The 11,935-nt window shown below is 69.3% G+C and carries 11 protein-coding genes; 6 read left to right on the forward strand and 5 right to left on the reverse strand.

Features of this window, described 5'->3' with window-relative positions:
* Positions 1-106 precede the first annotated feature (106 nt).
* Together GRX01_RS13540 and GRX01_RS13545 are read left to right on the forward strand one after the other, a co-directional pair.
* Positions 107-970 (forward strand): DUF7504 family protein, encoded by an 864-nt coding sequence (locus tag GRX01_RS13540; RefSeq protein ID WP_159668442.1) that lies wholly within the window; start codon positions 107-109, stop codon positions 968-970.
* 4 nt (positions 971-974) lie between these two features.
* Entirely contained in the window at positions 975-3,317 is a 2,343-nt protein-coding gene (locus GRX01_RS13545) for a hypothetical protein (protein WP_159668445.1), read from the forward strand.
* Here GRX01_RS13545 and GRX01_RS19710 read toward each other — a convergent pair.
* Complete coding sequence (locus GRX01_RS19710; protein WP_449271452.1) at positions 3,301-3,438, reverse strand: DUF7503 family protein; 138 nt, start codon at positions 3,436-3,438, stop codon at positions 3,301-3,303. The two genes, GRX01_RS13545 and GRX01_RS19710, sit on opposite strands and share 17 nt — an antisense overlap.
* A gap of 156 nt (positions 3,439-3,594) precedes the next feature.
* Between GRX01_RS19710 and GRX01_RS13550 the strand changes: the two genes are divergently transcribed.
* Together GRX01_RS13550 and tpiA are read left to right on the forward strand one after the other, a co-directional pair.
* Positions 3,595-4,128: a multiprotein bridging factor aMBF1 gene (locus tag GRX01_RS13550; RefSeq protein WP_159668448.1), complete on the forward strand. Its 534-nt coding sequence runs from the start codon at positions 3,595-3,597 to the stop codon at positions 4,126-4,128.
* Positions 4,129-4,269: 141 nt separating this feature from the next.
* Positions 4,270-4,929 carry a triose-phosphate isomerase gene (gene tpiA / locus GRX01_RS13555; RefSeq protein ID WP_321168107.1) on the forward strand — a complete coding sequence of 220 codons (660 nt, stop codon included), beginning with the start codon at positions 4,270-4,272 and terminating at the stop codon, positions 4,927-4,929.
* 73 nt (positions 4,930-5,002) lie between these two features.
* On the opposite strand, the gene GRX01_RS13560 is transcribed toward tpiA, so the two are convergent.
* The 3 genes from GRX01_RS13560 to malQ all read right to left on the reverse strand — a co-directional run bounded on the left by GRX01_RS13560 (position 5,003) and on the right by malQ (position 8,089).
* Entirely contained in the window at positions 5,003-5,740 is a 738-nt protein-coding gene (locus tag GRX01_RS13560) for a fumarylacetoacetate hydrolase family protein (protein ID WP_159668451.1), read from the reverse strand.
* Positions 5,741-5,857: 117 nt separating this feature from the next.
* Positions 5,858-6,466, reverse strand: coding sequence for an archaellin/type IV pilin N-terminal domain-containing protein (locus GRX01_RS13565; RefSeq protein ID WP_159668454.1), 609 nt, complete (start codon positions 6,464-6,466; stop codon positions 5,858-5,860).
* A gap of 120 nt (positions 6,467-6,586) precedes the next feature.
* On the reverse strand, positions 6,587-8,089 hold the full coding sequence (malQ, locus tag GRX01_RS13570; protein WP_159668458.1) for a 4-alpha-glucanotransferase: 1,503 nt from the start codon (positions 8,087-8,089) through the stop codon (positions 6,587-6,589).
* 130 nt (positions 8,090-8,219) lie between these two features.
* Between malQ and GRX01_RS13575 the strand changes: the two genes are divergently transcribed.
* Positions 8,220-9,299, forward strand: coding sequence for a glycosyltransferase family 4 protein (locus tag GRX01_RS13575; RefSeq protein ID WP_159668462.1), 1,080 nt, complete (start codon positions 8,220-8,222; stop codon positions 9,297-9,299).
* 12 nt (positions 9,300-9,311) lie between these two features.
* Here GRX01_RS13575 and GRX01_RS13580 read toward each other — a convergent pair whose 3' ends face one another.
* Positions 9,312-9,785 (reverse strand): DUF7510 family protein, encoded by a 474-nt coding sequence (locus GRX01_RS13580; protein WP_233741032.1) that lies wholly within the window; start codon positions 9,783-9,785, stop codon positions 9,312-9,314.
* A 163-nt stretch (positions 9,786-9,948) separates the two neighbouring features.
* Here GRX01_RS13580 and malA point away from each other — a divergent pair, with 163 nt between their 5' ends.
* Positions 9,949-11,931, forward strand: coding sequence for an alpha-amylase MalA (gene malA / locus GRX01_RS13585; RefSeq protein ID WP_159668466.1), 1,983 nt, complete (start codon positions 9,949-9,951; stop codon positions 11,929-11,931).
* Positions 11,932-11,935 lie beyond the last annotated feature (4 nt).

Below are 11,935 nucleotides of genomic sequence, written 5' to 3' on the forward strand. Positions count from 1 at the left end.
CCCACCTCCCTGTGGACACGCATGTGATCGCGCGCCGGCGGGTCCAAACAGGGCGGGACGTGTGCGTGGACGAATACTTTTATCCTCCGAACGGAATGGCGAAGGCATGACCGGCACGACGGACGACCCCGGCTCCGACGGAGCGACCATCCGCGGACCGGAGTCCACGCTCTCGGCGGCCCTGGCCGAACTCGACGACGGGTGTTCCGTGCTCGTCACCGGGGACGTCTCGGACGAGGCCTACCGCGTCGCGTCGTCGCGGTACTTCGGCGCGCCGCACCGACGCCGCCAGCGGGTGCTCGCGCTCACGACCGGCGGCGCCGAGGCGCCGGACGCGTGGCTCCCCGACGGCGTCGACGCCGCGGACGACGACGCCGCGGTCGTTCGACTCGACGGCGCCGTCCGGGACCCGACCGTCGCCTCCGGATCGGACGCGAGCGCCACTGACGCGGTCGACCCGACCTCCGACGTGACCGACCTGACCTCCGACGTGACCGACCCGACGAGTGCGGCCTCCGGAACCGAGCCCGACGCCGGACCGGACCGCATCGACCTCGACGGAGCCGCCGGCGAGGGCGGAACGGCCGACGGGGACGCCGCTGCAGTCCGAGCGGAGCTGTTGGACGCCATCGACGAGGTCGACGAGGACCGGCCGGCTCGGCTGGGGCTTCGTGTGGGCGTCTTCCGGGTCGACATGCTCTGTGCGACGCTGGGCGCCGACGCGACGGGGTCGCTGCTGCGCGAGGTGTCGAGGGCGACCCACGACCGCGGCGGAATGGCGCACTTCCACCTCCCTCGTCCCGTCGGCGGGGACCCCCGTTCCGACTCCGTGGTCGCCGAGTTCGTCGAACTGCTCGACGACGACCTCGACGTGATCGTCGAGCTTCGGTGTCGTGAGACCGCGTCCGCTCCCGAGGAGCGCTGGCACATCATCGGCTGGGGAACGACCGAATGGAACGCCCTCCGGTGACCGCATGACGGCACGAGACTCCCCCTCGCCGACCGCGTCGGACGCAGCCGTCGACGCCGAAGCCGACGCCGACCCGACGGCGGTCCAACTCGTTCCGGCGCGGGGCCGTGGTCCGGGGTCGTTCGAACTCGTCGACGCGATCGAGGAGGTCCGTCTCCCGGTCGCCACGGGAGATCCCGGCGTCGACTCCGGTCCCACGGCGACGCGGCTCGCGACGACCGATCGGTTTCGCGCGCCGGTCGACGGCTGTTGGGCCGTCGAGGCAACGTCGGTGACGCCGCTCTGTACGGCGGACGTGTACGTCCGGGACGACGAGAACACCCTCGTCGCCACCGCGACGGCCGAGGCGCCCGCACGGATCCCCCCGGGGCCGCACGTCCTCGAGCTGTCGACGGCCCCCGTGAAGACGTACGTCGCCGTCGACGGACCGGCGCGCGTCTCCTACGAGGACCGATACCCCCGGGTCTCGCTCGACGTCCCGGAGCGCGACGTCGGTTCCGCCGTCGGCGCCGTCGCTACTGACGCTGTCGCCGCCGACCGCGGTCGCCACGACGGCACGGGGCGGATCCTCCTCGGCGCGCGGTCGCGGCGCACGTCGCCGGCGGGAACCGTGACGGTGCCCGAGTCGCCGACGGGGCTCGCGCGGGCGATCTCGACGTTCGGGTCGGCGCTTGCGACCACCTCCCCGGAGCGCTCGTTCCCGACCCTGCGCGGCCACCCGCCGCTGATCGAGCGCGGCGAGACGTTCGAGACGCCGCGGTTCGTCGAGCGCGCCGACACGGGCGTCACCCTCGGACTGCCGTTCGAGTACGACGCGCTGTTCTCCGCGACGCCGCTCGCGTTCTACCTCGCGGCGACGGTCGAGGAGAGCGCCGACCCGTACCTCCGTGCGGGCGAGTACCGACACGACCTGCCGCGGGACCCGGACGCGCTCGCCGCCGAACTGGGGGAACTCCTGCGCCACTGCTTCACCCTCGATTGCGCGACGCGGGCCTGCGCAGTGGGCCTGTACGACGTGAACCTCCACGTCCACGACGTGCTCACGGAACGGCTCGACCCGCCGTGGACGGAGTGGTACGAGGCCGACCTCGCCGGGCGGACCGCCGCCTACCTCGAGGTGCCGACGGAGGCGACGCTCGACTGTCTCGAGTGGCCCCACACGACGGACGTGGTGCCCGCCGCCGAGAACGACTCGGCGCTGCCGTTCCTCGCCGCCGACCTGTCGGTGGTTCGCTCCCCGCCGCCACGGACCGCGCCGACGAGCGACGGCGGCGTGACCGAACTGGACGACTTCGTCCGCGCCTCGCGGGAGGCGGTCCGCGGGGCGACGCTGACGCGGAGCGCAGGGTCCGAACCCCCCGCGACGCGGACACGACAGACGTACCGCGGCCCGACTCAGAACCTCCTCGACGACTCGGAGTCGATCGTGACGCCAGAGCCGGCGGACAGCATCGCGCAGGCGTGGATCGGCCCGGGCTTCCCGATGCGGGCGGCCAAGCCGACCGTCGAGACGTACCGCCGGCGCCTCGACCGCACGCCGGCGGAGGACCTCACCATCAGCGTCACCGTCGTCTGCAACGACGAGGCGATGATCGACGAGCTGGGCGACACCTACGGCTTCCGCGATCACGTCACCTTCGACATCCGGGAGGAGCGCGATCTCGACTGCGACGAGCTCCGCGACCTGCTCGCCGAGGAGCACGACTTCTTCCACTACGTCGGCCACGTCGACGAGCGCGGGATGGAGTGTTCGGACGGCTTCCTCGACCTCCGGTCGCTCGAGACGACCGGCGTCGACGCGTTCCTCCTCAACGCCTGCACGTCCTACCAGCAGGGGATGGGGCTGGTCGAGGCGGGCGCGCTCGGCGGCGTGGTGTCGCTGACGGACCTGCCGAACTCGCTTGCGACGCGCGTCGGCCGCGACCTGGCGCGGCTGTTCGACGCGGGCTTCCCCCTGTACGCCGCGCTCGACGTGGTCGGAACGGGACCGTTCGCCGAGAGCGCGTACAGCATCGCTGGGGACCCGATGGTGCAGTTGTGTCAGTGCTCGACCGGGGTTGGATTCTTATTAGAAATAATTAATATTGACCTGTCTGACGAATCGGTATCGTTGATTCCTCGTTGGTACCCGACAGGTCGCCACAAATTAGGTGGAATGGCTAGACCGACGATGTTGGGTCTGAGTTGTCAGTGGATCGCTAGCGGAAGTGGATCAGAGATAACAACCTCTGTGGACTCATTGTTAGATTGTCTGGCGTCTGATCGCTTCCCAATTCAGATTGAGAAGGAACTCCTCTGGAACTGGGATATCACAAGAGAAGATCTGCTGTCTACGGACCTGACGTAACAACATTTCCTGCGGCTGCACTGCCCGCACTCGACAGAAGCAGCACGAGCGAGAACAGGGCGCCCATCATCCGCGGGTGGTCGGCGAGCCAGTGCGACATCGTTGCGTCACTTTCGGACATTGTATTTCCAGCAACAGTTGGTTTCAAAATCAAGATATCGGAAATATTCTGATACCAAACAGCTCCAACCAACGTCTGATATTTCGGGTACTTATACCCCCCGTGAGCGACGACGGTGGCACACGTTTTATACCGGCCACCACGCTAGGACGGAGTATGCCCCAGTGTGAGATGTGCGGCGCGGAGAAGGCGTCGCTCACCACCACGAAAGTCGAGGGCGCGGAGCTGGAGCTGTGCTCGGACTGCTCGGACTTCGGCACCGAGGTCCGCACGGAGAGCTCCTCCTCGGCCTCCACGAAGTACTCCACCTCCTCATCCTCCTCCTCGTCCTCGTCGAGTTCCGGGAGCGGGGGCTCCTCTTCGTCCTCGTCGTCGTCCTCACAGCGCCGACGCGACATGTTCGACGACATGGAGACGGTCACGGGCGACTACGACGACCTGATCCGGGAGGCCCGCGAGTCGGCCGGGCTGAGCCAGGAGGACCTCGCGAGCGACATCAACGAGAAGGCCTCCGTCATCCGAAAGCTCGAGCGCGGGGACATCCTCCCCTCCGACGGCGTCCAGCAGAAGCTCGAGAAGAAGCTCGGGATCTCGCTGATCGAGGGCGAGGACGTCGACGACGCCGACTGGGAGAGCTCCTCGTCGGGAAGCATGACCCTCGGCGACGTGGTCAAGCGCAACGACGAGTAGTCGTCCTCGACGCCAGCGCCGAGCCCGCCACCGAGGCCGACACGGACGCCGCCGCGGGACGACGCGGCGTGTGGCCTCCGCCAATCGCAACCGCTGTCGCGACCGAAGCGACTTTTCACGCGTCCGCACGAGAGTGACCCCGTGAGCGACTCCGACACCCTGATCCTCGTCAACCTGAAGGCGTACCCGTGTGACCCCGTCGAGATCGCCGAGGCGTGCGCGACCGTCGCCGACGACACCGGCGCGCGCGTCGCAGTCGCGCCGCAGGCGGCGCACCTCTCGGCCGTGGCCGACACCGGCGTCGAGACGTGGGCCCAACACGTCTCGCCGGTCGAGCACGGCAGTCACACCGGGTCGACGCTCGCGGAGGCGGTCTCCGACGCGGGCGCGACGGGCACGCTGATCAACCACTCCGAGAACCGGCTGAAGCTGGCCGACATCGACGCCTCGCTCGCGGCCGCCGAGCGCGCCGACCTCGAGACGGTCGTGTGCGCGAACAACCCCACGCAGTGCGGCGCGGCCGCGGCGCTCGGGCCCGACGCAGTCGCCGTCGAGCCGCCCGAACTCATCGGCGGGGACGTGTCGGTTGCGACCGCGGACCCGGCGATCGTGGAGGACTCCGTCGCCGCGGTGGAGGCGGTCGACGCCGACGTCGACCTGTTCTGTGGCGCCGGCGTCTCCACGGGAGAGGACGTCGCCGCCGCGGGCGAGTTGGGCGCGACCGGCGTACTGCTCGCTTCGGGTGTGGCGAAGGCGGACGACCCCGAGGCGGTGCTTCGGGACCTCGTTTCGGGACTGTAGATCGGCCCCGGAGAGGGGAGAGCTGTCGGTCGTGTTCCGACCGCTGTCATTCCCACCGAGCCCCGATCGGGGCTCAGCCCTGCCGAACCTCGTGGTCGAGGACGCCGACGCCCTCGACCTCCACCTCGACGCGGTCGCCGTCCGACAGCGGGCCGACGCCCGCCGGCGTCCCGGTCGCGACCACGTCGCCCGGCTCCAGCGTCATGTACGTCGTGATCTCCTCGACGAGTTCGGGGATGGAGAACATGAAGTAGTCGCGCGATGACGACTGCCTCGTCTCGCCGTTCACGCGGAGTTCGACCGCGGCGTCGTCGGGGACGTGTTCGGGATCGGCGATACAGGGGCCGATCGGCGCGGCGCCGTCGAACGCCTTGCCCCGCACCCAGTTCTGCTCCTCGTTCTGGTCGTCGCGGTTCGACACGTCGTCGAGGCAGGTGAAGCCCGCCACGTAGTCCATGGCGTCCGCGGCGGCGACGTCGCGCGCCTGCTCGCCGATCACGAACGCGATCTCCGCCTCGTGGTCGACGCGCTCCTTCCCGGCCGGCAGCGTGACCGTCGAGCCCGGGGTGGCGACGGCGTTCGGCGGCTTGAGGAACAGCAGCGGACGGTCGGGAACCTCGTTGCCGAGCTCCTCGGCGTGGTCGGCGTAGTTGCGACCGACGCAGACGATCTTCGACGGCTCGCAGGGCGCGAGCAGGTCGACGGCGTCGGCGTCGACGTCGTACGTCTCGCCGCCCGCGGTCACGGTGCCGTCTTCGTACGCGCCGCGGCGAACGCTGCCCGCCGGGTCGCGGATCCGTGCGTAGCGCATCGTCGGCCACTCGACTGGGCGGGGCTTATGCGTTGTGAGTCGAGCCCCCCTCGCGGCGAGGCCGCGAGGGGAACGCGAGAAACGAGAGAACCGAGAGAACCGCGGTGACCGTCGTGCTTACAGTTCGACCGCTTCCTTCTGTCCGAGCGACTCGGGGACGGTGAAGCGGATGGTCGTGGTCGCGCCGGCCATCGTGTTGATCTTGATCGTCACCTCGTCACCCTCGTTGAGGTTATTCGGTGCGTTCGTGTCACCGAACCCGTTGTCGTTCAGTTGGAACTCGATGTTGAACCGATCATCGGCGTCGTTGAGGACTGTGTTAGAGTTATCGGTGTTCTTGACTTGATAGGTCGAGAACTGCCAGTCCGTTCCGCTGGAACTGTCATGCGTCAGGGTCTCAGTCCCCTGCGGGCCGATCCAGTTGATCGTCGCGTTCGCGAGATCGATCTCGCCGGCACCGGGTGCCTGCGTCACGGTCACGTTGACGCTCTTGATCGTATCGTCGGTCGTATTGACTGTGCCCGTCGTGACGACCTCCTGCAGTCGGTTGCTGACCTGCTTACTGCTCTGTTGTCCCGTTTCCTGCGACTTGCTCTGGAGGAAGCCGGCGGTGTTGATGAGGACGCCGGCGGCGATCGCCGCCACCAGCACCATCGCGATGAACACGATGAGCGTCCCGATCCCAACCTGCCCGCGCTCTTCCTCGTCCGTGATGAACTCGAACATCTGTGGTTGTACTCCCGCGCGCCTTCACGCGCCGGTTATCGGACGGAAAGCGATTCTTCCACATATATCTCCGCCGCCAAGAATCAAGTCTGAATATCGGCGGCGGCGGAGGACGAGCGTTCACCGGACGGTCGCGTCCGTGATCCGCGCGAGCCGATCCGCGACGGCGTCGTCGAGACCCGACTCGGTGACGCGCCACCGCCAGTTTCCGTCGGTCGTCCCCGGCGTGTTGAAACGGGCGTGGCTGTCCAGCCCGAGCAGGTCCTGCAACGTCGTCACGGCGAGCGTCGCCTCGGAGTTCCACACCGCCTCGACGAGATCCCACTCGATCTCGACGCCGTCGGTGCCGAGGTTGTAGTGGAGGCAGTCACGCTGTCGGTCGCCGAGCGAGTCGTAGTAGCCGACGACGGTGTCGGTGTCGTGGGTGGAGGTGTAGGCGACGCAGTCCTCCGGGTAGTGCATCGGCTGATACAGGTGCCCCTGCTGGCACCAGTCGGCGTAGAGGGGAACGCGCATCCCCGGGAGATCGAACGCCTCCCGGAGCGCCGTGCTCCCGGCGTCGAGGAAGCCGAGGTCCTCGGCGACGAACGGGAGGCGATCGAACTCCCCGCGGACGGCCTCGAAGAACGCGTCCCCGGGCCCCTCGCGCCACTCGCCGTCGGCCGGGTCGTCGCTGTCGTCCGGGATCGCCCAGAACTCGTCGAAGCCCTTGAAGTGGTCGAGGCGGGCGTAATCGACGAGGTCGAACAGGCGGCGGAGCCGGTCGAGCCACCACTCGTACCCGGTCTCGGCGAGGTGGTCCCAGTCGTACACCGGGTTCCCCCAGCGCTGTCCGGAGTCCCCCGCGTTCGGCGGAACGCCCGCGACGGCGGCAGGACGACCGTCGTCGGTCAGGTCGAACGCCTCGGGCGCGGCCCACACGTCCGCGGAGTCGAGCGCGACGTAGATCGGGAGGTCGCCGAGGATCTCGATACCCCGGTCGGCGGCGTCCGCGCGCAGGTCGCGCCACTGCCGGTCGAACGTCCACTGGCAGAACGCCCGGAACTCGATCTCGTCGGCGAGGTCCTCGCGAAACTCCGCGAGCGCGTCAGGGTCGCGCGTCCGAGCCGGCTCGGGCCACTCCGTCCACAGCGTCCCGTCGAATTCGGCTTTGAGCGCGCGAAACAGCGTGTAGTCGGCGAGCCAGTCACCCTCGCGGTCGCGGAACTCGGCGAACCCCGAACGCTCGTTCTCGCTCGCGGTCTCGCGGAAGCGCTCGAAGGCCGCGCGCAGGCGTTCGAGCGTGAACGACTCGACGGCGTCGTAGCGCACCTCGTGGAGCGAGAAGTCGGCCTCGTCGCCGGCGTCCGGGTCGACCTCTTCCCCGGTCAGATACCCCCGGTCCGCGAGGTCGACGAGGTCGATCAACAGCGGGTTCCCGGCGAACCCGGAGAACGTCTGGTACGGGGAGTGGCCGTGGATCCCGACGGTGGGACCCAGGGGACACACCTGCCAGATCGACTGGTCCGCACGGTCGAGGAAATCGAGGAACGAGCGCGCGCCCGCGCCGAGATCCCCGATCCCGTGGCGACCGGGCAGCGCGGTTGGGTGGAGCAGGACGCCGCTTCGTCTGTCGAACCGCATCGGCTGTGCACTCACGCGCGATCGGTATCAACTATCGGGTTGTCACGCGGGCAGTCCGGAGTGTTCCGACGGATCGATCCTCCCGATCGACGCCAAGTGACTAAGTGTCGCACCCGCATTGTCCGACTCGATGCCGTATACCGTCCTGATGCTCGGGTGGGGGTTCCCGCCGAACGTGACCGGGGGACTGGACACGGCGGTCGGCGAACTGTTCGAGCGCCTCGGCGGTCGGGAGGGCGTGGAGGTGGAGCTTGTGTTGCCGGCGGAGTACGCCCCCGAGGGACGCGACGGGATCCACGGCGTTCCGACCGGCGACGGCGACATCATCACCCGGATCGGCCGCCTCTCGGGCACGTTCGTCGAGCGCGCGGCAGACGCCGACATCGTCCACACGAACGACTGGTTCGGCTACAACCCCGGATCGCGCGCGCAGTCGACCCACGACGTCGAGTGGGTGACGACGTTCCACTCGCTGTCGTCTGACCGCAACGCCGATCCGCCCGAACGCGAGAAGCGCACCGAGGAACGGGTGGTGAACCGCTCGGATCACCTCCTGGCGGTGAGCGAGTTCACCGCCCGCAAGATCGCCCACGAGTACGGCGGCGACGCGGAGGTCATCTACAACGGGTTCTCGCGGGTCGAGCCGACGGGGCGCGACCTGAAGGCCGAACTGGGGATCGACGGGGAGATGCTGTTCTTCGTCGGCCGCCACACCGACCAGAAGGGGCTGGCGTACCTCCTGTACGCGCTGCCGAAGGTCCGCCGGAACGACGTGACCCTCGTCATCGGTGGCACCGGTCACCTCACCGACCAGCTGAAGCGGTTCGTCGAGCTGCTCGGGCTCGGGGATCGCGTCGAGTTCGTCGGCTACGTCCCGGAGGAGGAGCTGGGCGATTACTACGCGAGCGCGGATCTGTTCGTCTCACCGTCGCTCGCGGAGCCGTTCGGTATCACCATCGTCGAGGCGCTGTCCGTCGGCACGCGCGTCGTCGCGGGCCCGAGCGGCGCCGCCGAGGTGCTCCCCGAGGACTGCCTCATCGAGGTCGAGCCGAACTCCGAGGCGATCGCCGCCGGCATCGAGCACGCGCTCTCGCTCGATACGCCGATCGAGTACGAGGACCGGACGTGGGACCAAGTCGCGGACGAGCACATGGCGTTCTACGAGCGGGTCCTGGACGGGGAACGCGACGATCGCGACGAGAAACAGTGACCCCTCGGGCCCTCACCTGAGCAGGCGGAAATCGGTGACGGGTTCGGGGTGGACGATCCGGAATCCGTCGGCGGTCGGTTCGAGTCCCACCCGGTCGGTCGCCGGGCCGCCTCGCTGGTACGGACTGTCGGACTGGCCGGGCGACTGGTAGGGGCTGTCCGTGTCGACCGACTGGTACGGGCTGTCGGTGCTCGCCGACTGGTAGGGGCTGTCCGACGATCGAGTACCCGTCCCACGGGCGTCCTGTCCCCCGGCGCCCGCCGACTCGGGCGGCCGGTCGAAGTCCTCCGGCGGGAGGTAGATCCGCTCGCCGGAGGCCGACTGGACCACGACCGCGGCGTCCCTGTCGCCCTCGACGACGATGACGGTCCGGCCGTCGGCGATCTCCACGTCGACGGAGACCGGACGGTCGCCCACAGCGTCGGCTCCGCGCTCGGAGTCTCCTCCGTGCTCGCCCCCTCCCGCGTCCCCGGCGTTCGCGTCCATACCGGAGGATCCACGGGCGGGCACTTAGCGATTCCCCGGAACCGATTGGAGCGGAACCGCCCTCCCGACGGCGAAGACCACGGCGGTCGACGACCGAACCGGACGACGAGAGAGCGAACCGGACGGCGAAAGAGCGAAACGGCTCCCGTTCGAGCGGCCTGCCATGGAACACCCGGGGCAACCGCGCGTGTGCGCGGCGGGCGAGGCCGTGGAACTCGCGCCGCGAGATCCGGACCCGAGCGTCGACTACGAGTGGAGCGTCGTCACCGCGCCGTCCGGGTCGAGGGCGGAACTCGGCGACGAGCCCGTCCAGTGGTTCGAGCCGGACGTTCCCGGCACGTACCTGCTTCGCCTCGCGGACGGTCGAACGACCCACGATCTCACCGTCCGGGCGTTCGGCGAGGGAACCGCCCCGAGCGCCGACGACGGCCGGTCCGCCAGCGGGAACGCCGGCGGCGACGAGCGAACGGAACGGCGCGAGGACGGGGCCGGCTCCGGCGACGAGGCCGGATCCGCGAGGCACGCGGGAGCCGTCAGCCGCGAGGGGGAGCCGGACCGCCCCCGCGTCCGCTTGGAGACCGCCGTCGACGGGGAGGAGGTCCGGATCCACGCGAGGCTCGATCCGGCGTCCACGAGCCGTGTCGAGTTCCTGCTCGACGACCGGGACGACATCGAGGAGTCCGACGTGACCGTCGAGGGGCGGACGCTCACATTCGAGCGATCCGTGCTCGCGGAGCGCGCTCGGGTGTACGCCGTCCCCCTCACCGACGACGCGTACGGCGTCCCCGACGCCGTCGACGTGCGGCAGTCTCCGTCCGCCGGTGATGACGACGGTGCCGTCGACAGCGCTCGCGGCACCGGAACCGTGAGCGTCGACCGACCGTACGACCCGCCGTCGTGGGCGCTCGACTCGACCATCTACGAGGTGTACGTGCGCACGTTCGGGGACGCGGACGCCGAGCGGTCTCGGTTCGCGGCGATCCGTGAGCGGCTCGACGAGCTCGACGAGCTGGGGGTCGAGACGCTGTGGCTCACGCCCGTCCTCCAACACGACGGGGCGCCACACGGCTACAACATCACCGACTTCCTCGCGATCGCGTCGGACCTGGGCGACCGCGAGGAGTATCGGGCGCTGATCGAGGCGGCCCACGACCGCGACATGCGGGTTCTCTTCGATCTGGTATGCAACCACTCCGCGCGCGACCACCCGTTCTTCGAGGACGCCTACGTCGACCCCGACAGCCCGTACCGCTCGTGGTACGAGTGGCAGGAGAACGGCGAGCCCGGGACCTACTTCGACTGGGAACTGATCGCCAACTTCGACTTCACCACGCTCGCGGTGCGCCGGCACCTCCTCGACGTGGTCGACGAGTGGGCGCCGCTCGTCGACGGCTTCCGCTGCGACATGGCGTGGGCGGTTCCGGACGGCTTCTGGCGGGAGGTGCACGACCGGGTGAAGGCGCACGACTCGGAGTTCTTCCTCCTCGACGAGACGATCCCGTACATCCCGGACTTCCAGGCCGGCCTCTTCGACATGCACTTCGACTCGACGACGGCCTTCTGTCTCCGGGAGGTCGGCGACGGCAACAAGCGGGCCGAGGAGGTCCTCGACGCCGTCGAGCAGCGCCGCCGCGTCGGGTTTCCGGACCACGCCTCGTTCATGCTGTACCACGAGAACCACGACGAGTCGCGCTATCTCGCCTCCTACGGCGAGGACGCGGCGTTCGCGTCGGCCGGCGCGCTGGCGACGCTCCCCGGCGCGCCGATGGTGTACGCCGGCCAGGAGACCGGCCAACTCGGGAAGCGCGACCGCCTGGACTACGAGAACGCCCGCGAGGACCTCGCCGAGCACTACCGCCGCCTGCTCGCCCTCCGCGACGAGCACTCGGCGCTCCAGCACCGAGCCGACCTGTCGCGAGTCGACTACGACGTTCGGACGGGAGCCGATGAGGCCGTCGTCGCCTACCGCCGCGAGGCCGCCGACGGCGAGGCGGTCGTCGTCGCGCTCAACTTCGCCGGCGGCGTCGCGACGGTCGCCGTCGACGCCGCCGTCGGGGACGAGGACCTCGTGACTGGGTCGACGGTCGGGACGGGCGACGGGGCGGTGGCTGTCGACGACGTGGTCGTCGTTCCGGTCCACGGGTAAGGAA

This window comes from Halobaculum saliterrae (assembly GCF_009831625.1).
Classification (GTDB): Archaea; Halobacteriota; Halobacteria; order Halobacteriales; family Haloferacaceae; genus Halobaculum; species Halobaculum saliterrae.

What these genes read in the sequence shown, in the direction of transcription:
- GRX01_RS13540 (WP_159668442.1), top strand. Translation starts at nt 107, where the DNA reads ATGACCGGCACGACGGACGACCCCGGCTCCGACGGAGCGACCATCCGC.
- GRX01_RS13545 (WP_159668445.1), top strand. Translation starts at nt 975, where the DNA reads ATGACGGCACGAGACTCCCCCTCGCCGACCGCGTCGGACGCAGCCGTC.
- GRX01_RS19710 (WP_449271452.1), bottom strand. Translation starts at nt 3,438, where the DNA reads ATGTCCGAAAGTGACGCAACGATGTCGCACTGGCTCGCCGACCACCCG.
- GRX01_RS13550 (WP_159668448.1), top strand. Translation starts at nt 3,595, where the DNA reads ATGCCCCAGTGTGAGATGTGCGGCGCGGAGAAGGCGTCGCTCACCACC.
- GRX01_RS13560 (WP_159668451.1), bottom strand. Translation starts at nt 5,740, where the DNA reads ATGCGCTACGCACGGATCCGCGACCCGGCGGGCAGCGTTCGCCGCGGC.
- GRX01_RS13565 (WP_159668454.1), bottom strand. Translation starts at nt 6,466, where the DNA reads ATGTTCGAGTTCATCACGGACGAGGAAGAGCGCGGGCAGGTTGGGATC.
- malQ (WP_159668458.1), bottom strand. Translation starts at nt 8,089, where the DNA reads ATGCGGTTCGACAGACGAAGCGGCGTCCTGCTCCACCCAACCGCGCTG.
- GRX01_RS13575 (WP_159668462.1), top strand. Translation starts at nt 8,220, where the DNA reads ATGCCGTATACCGTCCTGATGCTCGGGTGGGGGTTCCCGCCGAACGTG.
- GRX01_RS13580 (WP_233741032.1), bottom strand. Translation starts at nt 9,785, where the DNA reads ATGGACGCGAACGCCGGGGACGCGGGAGGGGGCGAGCACGGAGGAGAC.
- malA (WP_159668466.1), top strand. Translation starts at nt 9,949, where the DNA reads ATGGAACACCCGGGGCAACCGCGCGTGTGCGCGGCGGGCGAGGCCGTG.